The following is a 20,061-nucleotide window of genomic DNA, read 5'->3' as shown; positions in this document are numbered from 1 at the left end:
GTTATACGTCTATATCTACAATTTTTCGAATAAAAATCATGCCAAACACCTCAAATATTAGGATTCCTGTTAAAGCAATCCATCCTGCTGGTGTGGACCATAATTTATCCATTGCCTCAGGTTCCATTTGACACAACACAAAAATCAAAGCAATAGGCATTAATCCAACTACCCAAGCCTGCATTTTTCCTTGTGCGGTTAGGGCTTTGATTTTTCCTTCTGATTGGTTAATTTGGCGTAAGGTTTCTGCTGCCTTAGTCAGAGTCTCAGCTAACTCTCCACCTGTTTCGAGTGCGATTCGAATACTTGTGGTCATTAACACTACTGCGTTTATTGGCATACGTTTTTGAAAATTTAGCAGCGCATCACTCAAAGGTAGCCCAACCTTCTGCTCTTTAATAATGAATGCAATTTCATTTTTTAATGGCGGTAAACATTCATTTGTAAGCTGGAATAATGCCGTACTCAAGCTTGCGCCTGAGCGAAGTCCTCCTGCTATCAACATAAGTGCATCAGGTAACTGTTGCTCAATTTTTTCAAGCTGTTGTTTTTTAAATCTCTTGATGATTATAAAAGGTAAAATTGCTAAAAAAATTGCAGCAAAAATATAGAGTACACTGAACTTAAAAAGGAAAAAAATTGCTGCAAAAATGATAATTAACAACAAGAAATAAAGAAAAAGAATCTTCTTTAAATTTAAGAATACATAACTTAAGTTCAGTTGTTCTTCTAGCTTAGACGTTTTTCTCAGGAAAACAGAGGTGATACCCTCTGAAACAATCAGATAGTAGGTCAAAAAAACAATAACAGCAGCGATTAAGATTAAATAAATATACATTTATAACCCATTGCTTTGAAATTTAGAGATATCGATTTTGTATCCAGACTCTCTTAATTCTTGTAAAAAAGTTGGGATCAGTCCTGTTGCTCCAAACTGCCCTTTGGTTTTTTGCGATTCAGCATCTAGCCCAGTTTTCTCAAATTTATAAATATCTTGAAGTTGTATTTTTCCACTCTCAATTCCAGTAACTTCAGTGATATAAGTGATTTTTCGGGAACCGCATGAAAACCGAGACTGTTGAATCAAAATATCTACAGCAGATGCAATTTGTTCACGAATCGCATTCAAGGGTAAATCCATACCTGCCATCATAATCATTGTTTCTAAACGAGCAATTGCATCACGAGGTGTATTGGCATGTAATGTCGAGAGTGAACCTTCATGGCCAGTATTCATTGCTTGTAACATGTCTAAGGCTTCTGGACCACGACACTCACCAATCACAATTCGGTCAGGTCGCATACGTAATGAGTTTTTGACTAGATCTCGAATATGAATCGTTCCTTTACCTTCATTATTGCCAGGACGAGCTTCTAATGAAATAAGATGATCATGGTCAAGTTTTAACTCGGCTGCATCCTCAATGGTAATCACACGTTCACCATGAGGAATGAAACTAGCAAGGACATTTAATAATGTCGTTTTTCCTGAGCCGGTCCCTCCAGAAATAAGGATATTCTTTTTCGCAGCCACGCATAGCTTTAAAAAATCAGCCATGTCATCGTCAAGACTAAAATAGCCAACCAAGTCCTCAATCAAAATTCGCTTTTCAGGGAATTTACGAATCGTAATTGTAGGCCCTTTAATGGCAAGCGGAGGGATAATCGCATTTACACGAGACCCATCCTTAAGTCTTGCATCAACCATCGGCGAGCTTTCATCAATTCGTCGTCCTAAAGGAGTTACAATTCTTTCAATGACATCTAAAATCGCCTTATTACTAGTAAACTCCAAATCACTTTTTACAATTTTTCCAGACTGTTCTATAAAGATTTCGTCCTTGGCATTCACCATAATTTCCGTTACTTGTGAATTACTCAATAGTTCCTCAAGTGGGCCTAGTCCAATTGCTTCATTGATAATCTTCTGTTTCAATCTATCAATATTCAATATCTGTGGTAAATCCCCATCAATATCAAATAAAACCTGATCCAAACTGGTCAAAGTCTCTTGCTTAAGCTCTTCTGGCGTCATGGCATTAATATCCTTACGCCGAAGATCCATTTGCTTAACTAATTTTTCCCGAAGAATCTGAATCCATTCTACTTCAAGATTTTTATAGGTTTTGGAGTTATATGGAATATTGGTAATTTGAGTGCTATAGACAGCCTCATCTTCAGGAACATCCTTTAAATTATCCAATACTCGGTGATCTATGGATTCAAGATTAACAACTTTTATATCGCTTTTTTCGACATCATCTTCTAATAAATGAATGGTATAGCCACCAACAACAATACTATCCTCTTGGAGATTGATTGGCCCATAGAAATCAACCTTGCGATTGTTAACCACAGTGCCATTCGCACCACGATTTAAATCTTCTACAACATAGCCACCACTCAATTTTTTAATTGAGCAATGCTGGTCAGCAATAAACCATCCTTTTAATTGCAAATCACAATTCTTGGATTTCCCAATGAGAATTTCTGATTTTTCAAATGCCAGTATCGACTCTTGATTCTTATTTTTTATTTTCAGTTTCATCAGTCTGCTCATCTTTTAATTTATAGTCATTTGGTATCATTAAGCCTGAACCTAATTCAGATTTCACAACACCATCAGCATCACGACCAATTCCACCCATCTTCATTTCAAATTCATTTTCATACACATAAGGTGTTACGAAAAAGACCAACTCATTTTGCTTAATTCGATTAGATTTACTTTTAAATAAATTACCTAATAATGGAATTTTTCCTAATCCTGGGACTGCACTTTCGCCCCCATTTTTCTCCGCCCCAACTAATCCACTGAGGACTAGTGTTTGCCCTTGCCCCACAACAAATTCAGTTTCAGTTCTTCTTGTCAAAAAACCCGGCACTCCAGAAACCTGTACAGACTGATCAATCGTACTCACTTCGGCTAGAATTTTGGCAACGATCCCATCATTTGAAATGGTTGGATTGATATCTAATTTAATACCATAGTCTTTAAACTCTATAGATGGAGTACCTGTTGCACCAGAAGACTGGTAAGGGATTTGACCTCCTGAAAGGAATGTCGCATTCCCACCATTTTTACAAGATAGTAACGGACGGGCGATAATTTTAGCTGTGCCATTTTCTTGCAACAAATTGATTTTACTATCAATAAAACTTGCTAAACCGAAATATGTTTGAAAAGGACTAATCTTTGCTAAAGGTGCAATCTGCTCTGCCAAAGGATGATTTGAACCGGTGAAAATATCACTCCGTTTAAAATCACCAAGTACGCCAAACTTTGGTCCGTCGACTGATGCAGTGTTCCACTTAATCCCAATTTCTTTGGTCGAAGATGTTGATATCTCAACAATTCGAACATCCAAGTAAATCATTTTTTGTTTTTCTTGGAGGTTATTTTCCTTTGTCTTCGCCAAGTTAACGACATTTTTAAAAAGAGAGGCATAGCCATCTACTCTTTCTTTTTCCTCAAGAGTTAAGTCTTTACCCTGTAATACGACATTATCTCCCACTAGCTGTATAGATAATTTTGGTATATCTCTTAACGCAGTCTGCAAATCTTCAAGCGTTTTCTTTACATTACTTGGATAAACATGAATTTCCGATGTGAAATAACGGTTACCGTTCCAAACCTTTAACGTTGTGTCACCAGCAGCTACCCCGGTTAAGGCAATACCTTTGTTCCCTACTTTTTTAGCTTTGACAATTTGATCATTTCCAATTACTACATCGGTAACTGTTGGATCATTCAAATAAATCGTTTCACCAATGTAAAGCTGATCTGACATTGCATGTGAGTTGACTGCTATTAAGCACATAAGAAAAGGTAGATAAGCACTTTTAAAATTGTGATAACCAACAAATTTATTCATCTTTATTTCCATAGATAATATTAAAACCTGAACGACTGCTATTTGTTTTAATCTCAGACCTTATTTCTGGTCTAATTGTTGGCATCGAAATTGGTTGCACATTTTTACTGGCTTGCTCTTTTTGAGTATTAATAAGCTGTATAAAACCACTGGTATCACTCATGACTTGATCATCAGGATTTCTTAATATCGCCGAAATTCGCCCCATGCTTGCAGCTAAGGTAATATTTTTCGCATCATCAGCACTTACATCTAAAGTAATATTGGTATAACCCGTAGTCCCGCTCACTTCATCACTTACATCTGTTTGCTTACCCGTCGCTAAGATCTTGACACCTTGCATTAAAGGCACTGTTGCTGTTTTCTCTGCACTTTGCAGTGTCACCATTAAATCAATTAAGTCGCCTGGTTTAAGCATTGTTGAAATTGAGCTTTCATCATCAACAGGAATCGTTAATGCTCTTCTTCCTGGAGGAATGAGTTTGGCTATATCTTTCTTAGTATCGACCATGGAATACATAATGATGTCACCAGGTTTTAAATCTACCTTTAATGGTAATCCGTCAATTGAACCAAAATCAGTAGCCAAAACTGCATTAGACTGCTGGTAATCTGATGGAATATTCCTTTGTGAAACGGTATCTGTCGAAATCAGACCTCCAGCTAAAAGCTCTTTACTTGCAACGACATATGCAACTTCAGGACCCTTTTGCGTCATACTTTCTACTTTATGATCGAAAGCTGTCTTAAACCCCCAGATACTTAATACTCCAACTAAAATTGAAACAAGAAGTGCCACAAACTTTTTATTAATATTCGGTAAATTCATTATGGGATTGCATCCATATTCAAAATTGTTGCATTAAATTTATTCATAAATAGTTCATATGCATTCTTAAAAATTAGAAATATACTTTTATCTCCAAAAATACCATTCCCAAGTAATAATGGCCCTACCAGTATAATAAAGACAAAGGTCAAACAGATTAAGTATTCTGTTGATGTATTACCATTTAATTTATTTCTCATTTAAATGATCCTTTTTTAATATTAACAAAAACCAATGTACTGATTGATTTACGAGCATCAAAAATCAAGTTAATCTCATTACCTTCACCTAAATCAAAATATGAAAATGCATCATTTACATCACTAACTTTTGATTTTTTTTGCAGCTGACTAATTAAATTTTGGTAGTCCATTCGCTTAAAGCTTTTGAATACCATCGTTCTATTTACTTCACCATAATCTTCACTTTGAAAGTCCGTAGTTGCTTTGGGAAGTTTTATATAATCTGGTGATTGTAATAACTTATACTTAGCTTTTGATGGACAGACTACCCTGCCAGAAAATGATTGTTGATTGGCTGAAAAAATTTGAATTGTAGTTCCGCCATTTTCTGCAATATAGAAAAGAGAACCTTGTTTAGAAAATCTAATATTTTTCTTATCCAAAAAATTCATATAACATTCCAAACTACAAGAACGTGATACTAAGTCATACATTTGGATAGGTGAACCATTCAAAATAGTATTTTTACCAATCTGAATTAAATACATATTTTTTTCTTTCAAATCATTAACAAGACAAGCATTCACACTTGAAACTTGTATCAACAAAAGAACAAAAAAACATACGAAATAATTTTTCTTCATCATTTTAAAGTCGCTTTACGATCATTAGGAACGACTTCCATTTTATAAATACCATCTTTCTGAATCTTTTTTTCAAATCCCATAGAAGCAACAGCGGCATTATAAACCTTATTAATATTCACCTGTACTAGTTCATAAGGTTTCAAATACACAGAATTTTTTACGATCGTTTTTATTCCGTCTGAATTATTAGCTGCCCAATTATTTCTTAATGTTCCGGCTGAACTTTTAATATCAAATGACTGTGCAAGTGGAAAATCCCGAATACCTGTTACAAAGTTTACAGGGACTGCCACTTCAACAGTATATTGACCATCGGACTTTATACTCTTAAATGGTTTAGCAGCCACATCCAAAGGATCAGCCCCTAAGGTCTTGGTATATTTTTCCTTTGTTTGCCTTGCTGTAACCCTCACTGAATCCCAATGAACCAAAGAATTTCCAGACATATCCCGATCAGCTGCATCATCACAATCCGCATTACGATCACTCAAAACATCCGCGCCAGTTCGTGCAAAGAAACGCTGTCCAACTTCTCGTGAAAGCGTTTCTTGATCGTTGATATTGATCCCTTTATTTACCCGCCATGCGACATAATCTGCTGCTTGTTCAGATTTCAATTTAACTGTTGCAAGCTTGGAGACCATAGGAATGGCAATCATCAGCATACTCAAAACGACTGCTGCAATAGCAAATTCAGCAATAGATTGTCCTTGTTGATTTTTAATCATATTCAATTCACCAATGCTGATTCAGTGTTGACTAATGTTCTTTTTGTAGCATTCATATCGTCAGATAATCTTGTTTTCCAATATGGGCTAAACAAAGAACCATGCTCATGATTGATTTGATTACCCGAAACTTCTAATTCCCATGGTCGTTGAAAATATACTTCTGCTTGAGTAATTGCTTGCATGTCACCATTACTCAGTCCGCCCCGCTCCAAGGTGTCGTAATTATCTAAAACAGTAAAATCTTTACCCATTCTTAGGTTCGAATTTCGATTTGTAGTTACCAGTTTATTGCGGGATTTTTTTACAGAAACCACTAAAGGGAATATATTTTCTTTATTATTCAGGTCTCTTAACTCATAAAATTTAGGAATACCTGCACCAGTAATTGCACCCCCATAGTTTCTGACATCCCATTGCGGTGTATTTCTTTCAGCATATCCTCTAGATTTAGGATTGGTTGAGCTTGCACCACCATAACTTCCAGAATTAGAAGCTTTATCTCGCCCTAATTGACTACCTAATGCACTTCCCCAACCAATTGGAATTTCATCATGTTTCTTTCGAATTTTAAATCTTTTAATCGTTTTATAGTAATGATGAATAGCTAAGGTATCGACACCCTTCCACTCATCCAACTGTACTAACTCCGTCCCACCAGCTTTATGAATACGGTATTCATTCCACCCTCCAGGAGCTAAAATTAGTTTAGGGAAAATATCATTTTTACTACGATTAGTAATAAATGGATCGGCTGAACTGAGCACAACGTCTGCCATCCTCTGCCGCTCTTGAGCTGTATATTGTTTCATAATCTGAGCCGGAAATTTAGAAGCACTTGCGATAAGACGAATATCGTAATCTGAGCTATTGGTCTTTGCTAAACTGCCAAATTCTTGCGGTGAATTCAAAATTGTGGCATTACTCACAAGATTTAAACTGTCCTGTGCTACTTCTAAAGCTTTAACCTCAATCCCGTACCCTTTAATATAAATACCTAAAGAATCAGCAAAATAGTTTAAGCCTGTACCAATATTAGAGAACACTGCACTTACAGGAGGAAACCATGAAGTTGCACGACTAATATTTGTAGAAGTTTGCGCTGCATATTTTGACCATGAAGCAGTACTTACCCCTTGAGCGATTGCTAATTGATTCGCAATTTGTGTTCGGTTTATATAAGCATTCAAATTTAAAAGGCGTGCCTGTCGTGTTGCTGTTGCATACGCAGACTGGTCAGCAAGCATTTTGGCTTGCTGTCGTTCTGATAATAATTGAGAAGTATTAAATATAAAAACAATGGTCAGCATCAATATCAAAGACATGACCAGCATTAACAAAGTTGACTGTCCGGATTGATGCTTCATTTCAACCTCTTATAATAAAAAACATGACTACTTTTTAAATTAAAAATAAAAAAGTAGTCACTTTTTTGAAATTAAATAATTAATTCTTTTATTTTTTATTTTTGTTGCTCATATGTGCCTAACTTTTTATCAACTGTTCCTTCTTGTGTTGCTTTATTAGCATTTGCGGTAGCTTGAGTACGACCAGTTGCTGAAGATTGCCCACCTAATTCTGCGGCAGCAACTGCAACTTGAGAACGCGCAGTATTGCCATAATAACGAAATACACCAATTGCTGCGACAGCAATTAATGCAACAATAATAATGTATTCAGTCATACCTTGACCTTGAATACGTTTTGGTTTCAACAGCATAGACATATTTATAACACTCATAATAGACCCTATAAATAAAATGAATTTGTTTTACAACTTTTGTAACACTATGTATTTTTTTGTGTACTTAAATATACTATACTGTTCTGTATGTGAAAAACAACTATCTTCTAAAAAAAATAGGATAAGTGGTAAAAATGAGAAAATTTAAGCAAATAGGGGTTTCTCTTACTGAATTCATCATTATTGCGCCTTTACTTTTATTTATCGGCCTTGTCGGTATCCAATATGGACTCATTTACGTCGCACGTTTAAATGTGACTTATGCTGCATATGAAGCAGCTAGAGCTGGCGCAATCTATAATGCCGATCCAGCAAGGATTCAAAATGCTTTTTTTAAAGGTTTAGTCCCATATTTCGCAACACCGGGAATTTATTTACCGGGAAATAATCATGTTAAAAGTACAATTACAAGTAAAGATCCTAATTTGGCACAAGTCGCATTACAAGGTGTTGCCTTAAAAGAAATAATTAAAAAAACAGAATCTGCTTTTGTTCATATTCATATGATTAATCCATCTAAAGCTTCATTTGATGATTGGAATGACGTAACTTTAGCCAAAGCTTATCAAATTAAAACAGGTCAAATAGTGAAAGTGATCAGAAATGATAAGTTTGACCAAAAAGATGCACTCACGATTAAAACTAATTCAAAGCAAAATCTAGCCGATGCCAATGTATTAAAGCTACGTTTTGTTTATGGCTATGAACCAAGAATACCTTTGATGAAAAATGTTTTTAGTTCATTAACCTCTTTTTTTACCAGCAATCGTGATGCAGCCAATTTAAGAATGTTAGCTGCAGGTCGAATTCCTATTGTTGTCGATATTTCTGCACAAATGTTGAGTCCTGCAATTGAAGGTGGCTTACCAACCAATACAGTCAACAGAAATGGTTATCTTGTTGGTGAAGACTTAATCAATCGTTTTCAGGAAAATCAAGCCATGCAATGGCAAGTAGGACAAAAGAAAAATGACCTTTTAGAAGGCATTCAAGATTCGGCTGAACAGTCCGCAATTTCTCAGTTTGAAAAGGATGCAACCAATCTCAACGCGATTGGTGATATTGGTTCTGCCCTAGTTGGAGGATTGGCGGGTAATAACTCGCCAACAGGTAATACAGGCTCTACAACAAATAGCATTATTGGGGATACAAATAACCTCATCAGCTGCAGTTCTGGCCAAACCATCACTAACTTTTATTAATTTAAAATTTAAAGAACTTAATATGAAAAATACGATTCTCAAAGTAGGTTTATTTAACCTTGGACTTTCTATTTTAGGATTAAATTCAACATTAACTCAGGCTGGGGTTGTAGATTTTAGCAAATGTGGTGTTAACTCCTCCTTCGCAGTTGTCACTCAAAGCGAAGGACCAACCTATGCCTGTGGTGGTATCGATAATGGTGTCGGAAACCCGATCAATGTACTCAATGGTAATAAGTTTGAAGCTGTTGAAGATTTTAAAGAACTTCCTGCTTTTAAAGGTCTCTCTTTTTCTCGTTTTTATAATAGCCAAAGTCATGCAGATACCGCTCTAGGCTATGGTTGGTATAGCTCTTTTGATATCAAACTGTATGAACAACCCGATATTATTCAGATCCGTCTCGATTCAGGCCAACGTATCAATTTCAAAAAAAATAAGATTCCTCTGGGTAATAATCAATTTGTCGTTCGTGCCCTGCCCTTAAATCCTGCTGATGGTTGGATTGAGAAAAAAATCGATGGCTCAGGATGGATTTGGCATAAAACTAAATCCAATCAGGATTATTCCTTTCAATATTTAGGTGGTAAAGATCCTAATCTTGCTCATATCACTAAAATCACCGCTCAGGCAGATATTGAAAAAAATAACCCTCAGCTCAATTTTAATTTCTATTATGACCAGCAACAGCGTCTTAGCGTCGTTAAGAATTTAAAAGGTGACCAACTTTCTTTTCAATACTCAACAACTCAATTTGGATTACCCCAAATCACCTTAACCACACCTGTCGGACGTTATTATTATTTCTTAGACAAACATCATAATCTTGCTCAAGTACTCTACCCTGATGGACGTCGGTTTAAGTATAGTTATGATCCTAAATTCCAAGGTGGGGATATTCATAACCTCACTGCTAAGTGGTCTTTTGATCAGACTCAGAACACGTTTAAATTAATTTCTCAGTGGCAATATGATCAGCAAGATCGTGCCATCCTCAGCCAGCATGCCAATGGGGTGGAGAAAGTCTCTATACAGTTTGATGCGCGTACTCATAAGAATATGCCAGCAAATTACAGCAACAGCAAAGCCGTTTTTAAAAATATTGTCACCAATAGTTTAGGCCAGAAAACCACATACACTTATCAAATTGATGGTACTCAATTTCAATTATTGGAAAGTCTGGGTGCTGGCTGTGCCAGTTGTGGTGAAGTCAATAAGCGTTATCGGTTTAACCCGCAAGGTTTAGTCGCTTATGCCGCTGATCTTGATCCGGCTGGAAAAGTGATTCGTGCCATTGAACTCAAATATAATGATTTAGGGGAAGTCATCGCCAGAACTGTTTCTGGTATCGGGATCGAAGCTCAAACCACATCGTATGAATATGAGTCTTATCAGATTCAACAAACTACTTTGGCAAATGCATCCTCTCCTCTGCTGAATCAATTGAATCAACAGAACTATCGTCGCTTAAAAGCTGAATCACGCAATAGTGTTGTCGCGGGTAAACAATATCGTAAACTGTATCTTTACAATCAAAACAATCAACTGATCTCTGTTAAGGAATCTGGATTTTCTCCTTTAGGAGACTCATTGGTTCGCGAAACCAAATATGGGTATGATCAACAAGGTCGTTTGAGCTGGGAGGATGGTCCTTTACCCAATGGTCCAACTAACTCTCCTCAGGATAGTGATATTACACAATATGTTTATAATGCTACAAATCCTGAGTTAATCGATCACATCGTATACCCTCAAGGTTTATCAGCAAAGTTTCAATATGATAAATTTGGTCGTTTAATTAAATATACTGGAATAGACCATCTCCAAGCTGAACTAAGTTATAACTCCCAAGGCGAAATAAGCCAGTTTAAATATGCTGGGGTATCAACTCATCTTGACTATGCTAATAACGGAAAGCTAAAAGCCATTCTTAACCAAACTGGCCAAAGAATGAATTTTAATTATGATGAAGCTGGACAGCTCCAATCACTTTATGATGGGCAAAATAATCAGATTAAACTCATTAAAAACTCTGAAAATCAGGTCAGTCAGGCTCAACTGCTCAATCCCGATGGAAGCATCGCACAAGAACGTAAGTATGACTTAAATGATCATCAAGCGAATGATCCTGTTCTTTCTGCATTAAAGAATACATCAACCACGCTCAATGATACTGTTGGCAATATCGCTCGGCCTGATCCACAAGGACTCTCTGCTTATAGACTTAATGGACTATTAACCTCGCCTGAGCATTTAAATTGGTCTACTCCTGTACAAACTCAAAATATAGACAAAGACTTCCAAAATCGTTCAACCTATTATTTCTACAATGACTTTGGTGAAATTGTTAAAGTTCAGAGTCCTGTTACAGGGATAACTACCTATCAATACAATGCAAGTGGCTTGGTCGTAGGTCAGCAGCGTCAAGATGGGAGCTCAGCATATTATATTCGTGATGCTGCCCAACGTGTAGTTGAGATCAAATCATTGAATGCTCAAAAGCAGCTTGATGAGCATGGCAAAATTGTTTGGGGAAAATACAATAAACCGAGCCGTATTCAATTTAAAGCAGGGGAAGAACAATTTGCTTATAACGATAACGGCCAACTGTTAAAACATGAACTCATTGTTAATGGTAAACATTTTAATGTTGGCTATGAGTTCAACAATCATGCCCAATTGATTGGACGAACTTTACCAAATGGACAACACCTAGAATATCGCTATAGAACAGAAAATGAAGCTCGAGCTGGTCTACTGGAATCAATTCAGCTTAAGCGTGGTCCGCTTGGTGTCATTTCTCAGTCTGTTATTGAGAATCTAAATAGTGCAACAGACACATCCGTTAATTATGGTTATCAATTTGGCAATGGTCTAGAGCATCGTGAAAAACTTGATAAACAAGGCCGTATTGTTAGTTCAGGTAACGTCTACACGGGTGAAACCGCTCTGGATTATCTCAATCAGGAACCCTCCCCAAATAAAGTCAATTATCATTATAAATCTGAAGTAGGTTCTCAAGCACCGCAACAATTTAATCCAGGATTTTCAGATCGTTTGCTTCAACTCGATCTATTTAGAAAGCAATCAGAAATCCAACTTTTACCTGTCACTGCATCTTCTTCTCAACACTTCAACCATAGCTTTAAAGTGACTGCACAGTATGGCAGTGAATATGATCAGCTTGGTCGTAAGCGTTGGGCAATTGAGAACGATAAGGTCCTGTTCTTTAGTTATGACAGTGTTGATCGTCTAGTTAAAGTGGAATATCTCAAGCCGAATGAACAGGTTAAAACAGTTAGTGATTATGTTACTCAAGATACTCAACTGAATAAACAAACCTTGGCTGAGTATAAATATAATCTATTTGGTCAACGTATCCAGAAAACAGTAGCCTCAACGACAGGGAAAGGCACCAAGACCACTTATTATTTTTACGATGGCAGTCAGCTTCTTGCAGAAGCCGATGACCAAGGCAAAGTAGATAAATCCTATATCTGGATGAATCAAACGCCTGTTGGCATGATTGCCAATAATGAGTTGTACTACATTCATGTCGACCATCGTCAAGCTCCTATTGCTCTGAGTAATGCCCAACGTAAAGTGGTTTGGCAAGCTGAACTCAGTGACAACTTATTTGCTTCTCCCCTTGCCTATAATCACGGTCGATTCGGTTTTATCGAGTTTAATTTACGGGGTTCTAATCAGTACTTTGATGCTGAGACCAATCTGCATTACAACACCAATCGTTATTTTGATGCCAAGAATGAAAAGTACATTACCCCCGACCCATTGGGTTTAGCCGTTGGGCCTGATCTTTATGCTTTTGCTTTAGGGCAGCCTCATAATTTTAGTGATCCTTTGGGGTTGGCTCCATCAAAAGTGTTTACTCCACAAATAACAACAAGTGCCCAAGTACCTAACGCAACATTTGATCAAAAATTGCAATATGTCTTCTGGAGAACAGCTAGAGGAGTACCTACTGCTTTAGCAGATCAATTGATAGAAATGATACAGCCAGCCTCTTTAGCCGTTACCGCTGGCGCTATTGCAATTTTTGCAGCAGCTCAAGCCACACCTTTTGGCTGGGCTGCTGATATCGTAGCTATAGGCATTGCATCTTACTTTATGGGTAAAGCAGCTGTAGAACTTTTAGATGCATTTGTTGATGTTGGTAAAGTTTTATTAAAACCTTGTACATTAAATGAGTTAAATAGTGCTTCTGACCGATTATCAAAAGCTATAGCTAATGCTTTAGTTGTATTTGGTGGAGGTACAGCGGCAGCAAAATTAGGTTCAATGATTAAATCAATGGTAGGAAAAGTAAGTAAAACTTCACCTATCCGACCAGTTAAGACTGAAAAACCATATACTCCTCCTCCACTTGCAACATTGGCAGACCTAATAAAAAGACCGTTTATATTAGGGCCAAAAGTTAAAATGGGATCAAGAAATGATGGCGTACTTGCAGAACGAGAGTCAATCAAAATACTTTCAGTATTGACTGGTAAGAATTTTGTTCCAATTCAAAATAAGTCTGGGAATGGTATCGATTTGGTTTATATTAATCCAACAACCAAGACCATTGAGCATATTGAGGTAAAATCTAGTGCTGGTGGGACACCTGTTTGGCCTAAAGACTTGGCTAACAGATTTAATAAATGGATTACAGATGCAGCAGGAAATGGCACACCTGGAAGTGGTAGTATAGCAGGTAAACCTATTAGTATTGCAGATGAACAGTTAGCAAATAAGATTAAAGATTTGATGAAAAAAGGCTATACAGTAGATAATAAAGTAATGCAGGTTGCTTTACCTAAGTTGAATGAATCAGGAAATTCAATTATGAAATTATTTAACTGGACAGCAAACAAACCAACCGATGCGTTGAAATAAGGATTTGGCATGAGTAACGATTTAATAAAGTCGGGAGTTTATATTAAATTTCCATCACGTATAAAATACATCAAATATTTGAGTCAATTTAATGTAGATATTACAACTAACCAACAAAGTTTAAATAAATATATTAATGAAGGAAAATATCTATATACTGTAGAGATGCCTGAATTTAATTTAATTGAAAATTTTTACTTTGATACTACAAATGTTGAAACATGTTTATTTGGATTATCAAAATCTAAACAACAGATGAACTTATTAAGCATTTTAAATAATTTAATTTATAATGAAAATTATTCAAAATCTTTGTATTACAAAGCTTTCGCAACTCTTTTAGAATTAGAGAACACTAAGCAAAAAATTCAAAAAAGTAAAGAAGGAAAATTTCCAAAAACTAGTATTGTATTGTTCCTAGCAGAATTAGGAAATACAATAGGTGATACACTTTCTCAAGGTTGGTTTGATTTGGCGCTTGATATAGCCAAACAGATAAATTTCCTCATCGACACGGACATAGATATTTTTAATGATGCAAATGACAATTATGGAAGACGACGGACACAATATTTTATTTTACGTTTAATAAACAATTGGCAAGGATGGTCAGATTCAAATTATCCAAATTGTGCTTACGATGAGCCACTCTTTAACGCATTAATTGAAGAATGGCGAACGGATGATATGGCTCGCATAGAACATTTATTGCTTTGCGCACTTGATCGTCATACTCATCAATGCCGCCCAGATAACTCAAAAGCCTTTTTTGATTTTTCATCTGGGTTTTATGAATACATCCCTTATGAAGTATTGAGTGTGCTAAGGCTAAGAGAACACTTAGGTCTTCAAAACCCAGTTTTAGAACATGTGCTAACCAATACACCATTAGGTCAATTACACCCTATTACTAACCCAAATGACTACATGGATGATTTTTTATTGGGTATCTTAAAGCGGGTGCGAGAAGAGTATCCTGATTTTGCAGATGATCTGTTTGCGAAAGGATCACTTTATGCAGATACAGTTCAGCAAACTACTAGTAAAAGGTCTTGGAAGTTTTGGAAAAAATAATGAATACATCCAGTAAAGATTTTGAACTCATTAAAATTATCTTAGAAGATGCAACAGGTTATTTTGAAAATAGAAGCTGTAATGACTTCTATCTTTCGGGTGATGATACCCCAGAACGCCTCAATGTATTTAGAGATGTTATTGAAACTCAAGCAGATGAGGATGAAAAAGAAGAACTTCTAGGAAATTTAAATTGTTGGACTTTCGATTTTTGGGTAGCCAGATATATAACTGAGCTCAGCCCTCAAATTAAATTAAATCAGACCCAATTAGAAATATGCTTACTTTTACTTGAAGAGGTCCAGCAAGTTCCTTTTTTACTACAAGGCGAGTTTAGATTTGAAAAATCCGAACTTTATTTTTTAGAAGATAATCCACTCCTAAATAACCCTAATATTAATGAAGATGTTTATTATATAGATAGTTTAAAAATAACGGAATATTTGATTGAAAAAACAAAAAAATCTCTATTGCTTTTATTATAGATCAATTAAAACCATTATCTTACGGTTTTCATAAAATCAAAATCACACATAAGTCAAATATATTTTAATTATTAACAACTTTTTTAAAAAAACCTATGTCTCTAGAGTTATTTAGCAAGTTAAGGTATATCTAGATAATATTGGAAAGCCTCTTGACCGAGTTATTGTTATGCCAGAAATCATTCCAGTAAAGTAGGAAGAAGACAATGCTAAATTGGTTTAAAAAGAAAGATATTGACTCTGTTAAATTAAGCTGGGATCAGCATCTTTCAAATGCTGTCCAGCATGACATTGAGTACATGAAAGAAAAAGCTAATCTTTGGAAGCTTAATTATAAAAAAGAGTTAGTTGATAGCTACTATCCTTATCTAACGATACAATCCAATTTAGATTGGGCATTAGATTTAGCATTTACCCATTCAAATAAAGATTTATTATCTGAATATTTATTATGGAATGTATCAGAATGCGAAGAGATACTTAACCCAAACCACCCTAACTGGGATAGTAAATGGAAAGATTTAAATAAATTCATAAAATCAAGAGTTTCAATTTACTACAATTATAGTTATAGTTGGTATCACAATACAGATATAGATTTCAATGAAATAAAAAATAATAGTGTAAATTTACTTGATCACTATCTTAAATTTGACAACAAAAACTGGGATGAAGGTTCGCAAAGCTCATATATTACTTACACCTTAGATTTGATCATATCAGGAGATATAGAAACAGCAAAAAAATATATTCATATTAACAAAAAATTTAAATGGGTTGAAAAACTGCACAATTGGGTAGTTATATTTATCAATCAAATTAGCTCACAAAAAAATGAAAATAGTTCAGATTTAAATACAACCTTCGATGAACCATTCAACATAATAAGAGATTTTAATTGGAAAATTGGAGAAGAATATGAATATCAAATTGGAAATTACAGAACCAATTTATGGTATATAAGTGACACCTCCAATTTAATTCGCTTAAGATTTGCAATACTCCGTTGGATTTATATAGAAAAAAAACAAATAGCGGGAAACTGGGATGAAATATTAAAGCAAATCAATTAAAAATTAAGCTAATATATACGCAAATACATTAAAGGTAATGATTTGCGTTTTAAATTTCTTTTATAATAAAATTATTAAATTAATATCAGAACCTATACAAAAACCTTGGGCCTTAAATGAGTTAAATAGTGCTTCTGAGCGATTATCAAAAGCTATAGCTAATGCTTTAGTTGTATTTGGTGTAGGTACAGCTGCGGCAAAACTGTTGCTGCGTTTTAGTCAATGTAATTTCACTAACAGGAAGTACGACAAATAATGTTCCAGCTTGTTCATTCTGAAGATTTAATTCTTAATAAAGATAACCTCTTCTATTTTAAACGACAACTATTTACCGGTGTATTGCTTGAAGAGAGTGGTGAGTGGATAGAAAACGATCATTTTCTTTGCGCAATTCATTTAACATGTATGCAAGACGGGAAAAGGATTGGACAGTATATTCCTCCTTTATTCCCAAAAGAATTATTTGATATGGAGAATCTACAATATATGTGGATCACAAATACAGAAAATGGAGAATATGGCTTTCCTGATGATTTTAATCATTCTAATTTTACAGGTGTTTTATTTCAAGGAAATTCTGCCAGCATTCCAATACCTCCATTCCCTAACATACAAAATATAGAATGGGAAGAGGAATTAAAAAAATGGAATGAAGAGCACAAGATCAAAGAAAGTATAGATTACCCATTAACTTTAGATGATTTACAAGGAGGAGTAGGTAGATTTTATGCTGTAATTAATGGAGAAAACATGAAAGATAATAAAATTATCTACCAAATAGATAATTTTGGTATAAATTACTTAAACTATATCGTCAATGATACAACAATCAAAACCCTTAAGAACAGTGACCTCTTTGATATTAACAACCATATCTAAGTTATTGCATTATTTTGACTTATATAACTGAGAGTAAAAATGGAAATAGCACAGCTTGTAGATTTTGATGAATTATTACATGAGGAAAATGGAAAAATTTTTTTTAAAAAGCTGCCATTTAACGGAATAATGTATAAAGAGATTGAAGAAAAGCCTCTTTTTGAAGATTGTTTGATCGAACTAGTCTGCGTAAAAAATGGAGAAAAAATTGGAAAATTTCTTCCTCCACTTTTTCCAAAAGAGCTTTTTGACATGTCTAATCTTCAATATATGTGGATTGATACTAATGAAAATGGTGTATATATTTTTCCTGATGATTTCAATCATCAGGAATTTTCAGGCCTACTTTTTCAAGGTCGTACAGCAACAATACCAACACCAAATGAGCCAAAAAGGGCTTGATAGAACAAGTGAAGAATATGATAAATTTTTAGACTTTTCGAATGATGATTATAAAATAAAAAAAGATATTAACTTTCCCATGAAGTTAAGTGATTTAACATGGAGCTATGGGATATTCTATGCTGTTATTAATGGAAAAAACAAAATAGATGGGAAAATCATTTATCAAATAGATAACCTAGGGGGTCCATCCCTGAACTGTATTCTAGATGGGAAAAGTCTAAATATTCTTAAAAATACTGATCTTTTTGATATTAATAATCATGTATAAACAGCTTAAATTATTATTTTAGTGTTATATCAGCTTTTTTAAACAGGATTTAACATGTGGGAAATTGTTGAGAAAAAAGTCCAACTATTAAAACAGTATGATAACCTTTATACTGTTTTTGACTCATCTTTTCATAAATATAAATTTGGAGAAAGGAAAAAAGCTTCAGACTTGCTAATATTTGAAACTAATAATAATATTTTATTGCCTGAGCAATTATGTAGTTTTTTAAAGTATTTTGGTGATGGCGGAGCTGGTCCAGACTGGGGAATGTACAGCCTAAACAAATTTAATATTTATAATCCTCACAACCTTCACGAAGAAGACATCTTTAATGATAATGTAAAAGGCTTTTTAGGTATAATCGACAGATATTATTCTTATGAAAGTTGCATTATCACATCAGGCAATCACTTTGGTAAAATTTATTCATTTGAAGAAAATTCTTTCTTTTTTAAAACACATGATAGTTTATTTGATTTTTATTTAGAATGGTTAAACATTGAATTATCTCAATTTCAATTTATTCTAGATGCAATTAAATTAAATCATTCAATCAACAGCATAATAATTGAACCATTTAATCTAAAAAAAATACAACCTAAAATAACTCTAAAAAAAATATCAAGTTTAATTAACTGGAAAAACTTCAGAAATGCTATAAATATTGACAAAATTCCTGATTATACAACAGAGAATATTTTCAGATTTTTCATTATCAAAAAACATCGAACTTGAAATTAAAGCTCAAATCTTACTTTTCAAATCACACCAAAACCCCATTTAACAATAAGGCTAATTAAACTTCATCCAAAAAATATTTTTAGATAAAATTTAATCACATCTTGCTTAAAGCCAATAAAAATAGCACCATTTAAGCAAGATATAAATCTACCCGTTTAAAAAATACAGATACAATATGAAAATTTAAAGCCACTGAATACTCAAACTTAACCATAAAATTAAACAATAGAAATTTATTTTTATACTTGTTTACTTATTTGATCAAGTTGTTTTAACAAAGTTGGAATCCTATAAATTCCATGCATTTTTAGTATATATTCTTTTGCTAAATCCAACTCCACCCCCACACTTGTAATATATAATTTTTTTACACTAGCTCCTCTTAACACTCCACATTCAATGTGGTGTATTCTTATAATAGTTTTTTGCAACACCAATAATAGGTGTTTTACCCCCTAACGAATTCCATAAATGCATCCCCAACCCTACATCCCTATTTTCGCCTAGAGAAACATATCCATCAATAACAATAAAATCTATAGATTCTTGAACCTCATCTAAAACAGATAAAATACAAGGTAACTCACGTTTATAAAAAGCGCCTGACTCATAGTCAGCAATAGAATCTACTCTTTTAGTATAAACTTTTTCAAAACTAGAGCTCTCCCAAGTTTCAAACAAAATTCCTGCAACAAAAGCACTATCCTCATGATAAGCAACATCTACGGCAAAAATCATAAAAACGTCTACCACTCTACCTAAAATCTTTTTGCAACTATACTACAAGTATAAAATTATATCATTTAAATCAAAATAATTAGCAAGAACAGCCTTTCAATGATTATATTTGAGCCGAATGCATTAAATTTTACTGTTCATACTACATGAGCAAAAACAAAGTGCTTTTAGAATTACTTTTTCTTATAAAATTAATGAAAAATTAACTAAATCAATCCGACTTGAAGCAAAAAGTTCTTATGTAAAAAAACCACCAAAAGGTCAAGACAAATTGGATTAAATAAAATAAATTTT

The 20,061-nt window shown here is 34.4% G+C and carries 18 protein-coding genes; 9 read left to right on the top strand and 9 right to left on the bottom strand.

The genetic code is table 11. The features are described 5' to 3' along the window. Position 1 precedes the first annotated feature (1 nt). The 8 genes from NDN13_RS01670 to NDN13_RS01635 form a co-directional block, all read right to left on the bottom strand. Positions 2-838: a type II secretion system F family protein gene (locus NDN13_RS01670; RefSeq protein ID WP_251116927.1), complete on the bottom strand. Its 837-nt coding sequence runs from the start codon at positions 836-838 to the stop codon at positions 2-4. Further along, on the bottom strand, positions 839-2,548 hold the full coding sequence (locus NDN13_RS01665; protein ID WP_251116926.1) for a TadA family conjugal transfer-associated ATPase: 1,710 nt from the start codon (positions 2,546-2,548) through the stop codon (positions 839-841). It abuts the gene before it with no gap. Beyond that, positions 2,526-3,875: a type II and III secretion system protein family protein gene (locus tag NDN13_RS01660; RefSeq protein ID WP_251116925.1), complete on the bottom strand. Its 1,350-nt coding sequence runs from the start codon at positions 3,873-3,875 to the stop codon at positions 2,526-2,528. Before NDN13_RS01660 ends, NDN13_RS01665 begins: the two co-directional genes overlap by 23 nt. After that, complete coding sequence (gene cpaB, locus NDN13_RS01655) at positions 3,868-4,704, bottom strand: Flp pilus assembly protein CpaB (protein WP_061516573.1); 837 nt, start codon at positions 4,702-4,704, stop codon at positions 3,868-3,870. The genes NDN13_RS01660 and cpaB overlap by 8 nt, the downstream gene beginning before the upstream one ends. A gap of 196 nt (positions 4,705-4,900) precedes the next feature. Continuing rightward, the gene (locus tag NDN13_RS01650; RefSeq protein ID WP_251116924.1) at positions 4,901-5,533 is read right to left on the bottom strand and encodes a hypothetical protein; all 633 of its coding nucleotides are present in this window, start codon (positions 5,531-5,533) and stop codon (positions 4,901-4,903) included. Then, positions 5,530-6,261, bottom strand: coding sequence for a hypothetical protein (locus NDN13_RS01645; protein WP_251116923.1), 732 nt, complete (start codon positions 6,259-6,261; stop codon positions 5,530-5,532). Before NDN13_RS01645 ends, NDN13_RS01650 begins: the two co-directional genes overlap by 4 nt. A gap of 2 nt (positions 6,262-6,263) precedes the next feature. Further along, positions 6,264-7,628, bottom strand: a complete 1,365-nt coding sequence (locus NDN13_RS01640) for a Tad domain-containing protein (RefSeq protein ID WP_251116922.1) — start codon at positions 7,626-7,628, stop codon at positions 6,264-6,266. A gap of 95 nt (positions 7,629-7,723) precedes the next feature. Beyond that, on the bottom strand, positions 7,724-8,002 hold the full coding sequence (locus NDN13_RS01635; protein ID WP_251116921.1) for a Flp family type IVb pilin: 279 nt from the start codon (positions 8,000-8,002) through the stop codon (positions 7,724-7,726). 137 nt (positions 8,003-8,139) lie between these two features. Between NDN13_RS01635 and NDN13_RS01630 the strand changes: the two genes are divergently transcribed. From NDN13_RS01630 to NDN13_RS01590, 9 genes are all read left to right on the top strand, one after another. Continuing rightward, entirely contained in the window at positions 8,140-9,207 is a 1,068-nt protein-coding gene (locus tag NDN13_RS01630; RefSeq protein ID WP_251116920.1) for a TadE family protein, read from the top strand. Positions 9,208-9,229: 22 nt separating this feature from the next. Continuing rightward, entirely contained in the window at positions 9,230-14,101 is a 4,872-nt protein-coding gene (locus NDN13_RS01625) for a DUF6531 domain-containing protein (RefSeq protein WP_251116919.1), read from the top strand. 9 nt (positions 14,102-14,110) lie between these two features. Then, complete coding sequence (locus NDN13_RS01620; RefSeq protein ID WP_251116918.1) at positions 14,111-15,175, top strand: hypothetical protein; 1,065 nt, start codon at positions 14,111-14,113, stop codon at positions 15,173-15,175. Then, on the top strand, positions 15,175-15,660 hold the full coding sequence (locus tag NDN13_RS01615) for a hypothetical protein (protein ID WP_251116917.1): 486 nt from the start codon (positions 15,175-15,177) through the stop codon (positions 15,658-15,660). The genes NDN13_RS01620 and NDN13_RS01615 overlap by 1 nt, the downstream gene beginning before the upstream one ends. 206 nt (positions 15,661-15,866) lie before the next feature. Then, positions 15,867-16,733 carry a hypothetical protein gene (locus tag NDN13_RS01610; RefSeq protein ID WP_251116916.1) on the top strand — a complete coding sequence of 289 codons (867 nt, stop codon included), beginning with the start codon at positions 15,867-15,869 and terminating at the stop codon, positions 16,731-16,733. Positions 16,734-16,988: 255 nt separating this feature from the next. Next, complete coding sequence (locus tag NDN13_RS01605) at positions 16,989-17,612, top strand: hypothetical protein (RefSeq protein ID WP_251116915.1); 624 nt, start codon at positions 16,989-16,991, stop codon at positions 17,610-17,612. A gap of 39 nt (positions 17,613-17,651) precedes the next feature. Next, positions 17,652-18,014, top strand: a complete 363-nt coding sequence (locus NDN13_RS01600; RefSeq protein ID WP_251116914.1) for a hypothetical protein — start codon at positions 17,652-17,654, stop codon at positions 18,012-18,014. Then, positions 17,995-18,285, top strand: coding sequence for a hypothetical protein (locus NDN13_RS01595; RefSeq protein WP_251116913.1), 291 nt, complete (start codon positions 17,995-17,997; stop codon positions 18,283-18,285). The genes NDN13_RS01600 and NDN13_RS01595 overlap by 20 nt, the downstream gene beginning before the upstream one ends. A gap of 54 nt (positions 18,286-18,339) precedes the next feature. Continuing rightward, positions 18,340-19,023 (top strand): hypothetical protein, encoded by a 684-nt coding sequence (locus NDN13_RS01590; protein ID WP_251116912.1) that lies wholly within the window; start codon positions 18,340-18,342, stop codon positions 19,021-19,023. A 402-nt stretch (positions 19,024-19,425) separates the two neighbouring features. Here the strand turns inward: NDN13_RS01590 and NDN13_RS01585 are convergent, their stop codons facing one another. Continuing rightward, positions 19,426-19,767 (bottom strand): endonuclease V, encoded by a 342-nt coding sequence (locus NDN13_RS01585; protein ID WP_251116911.1) that lies wholly within the window; start codon positions 19,765-19,767, stop codon positions 19,426-19,428. Positions 19,768-20,061: the final 294 nt, after the last annotated feature.

The sequence above is a fragment of the Acinetobacter sp. C32I genome, assembly GCF_023702715.1.
Taxonomy (GTDB): Bacteria; Pseudomonadota; Gammaproteobacteria; order Pseudomonadales; family Moraxellaceae; genus Acinetobacter.
The sequence above is the reverse complement of the archived record's forward strand: the minus strand, read 5'-3'. Positions and strand labels throughout refer to the sequence as shown.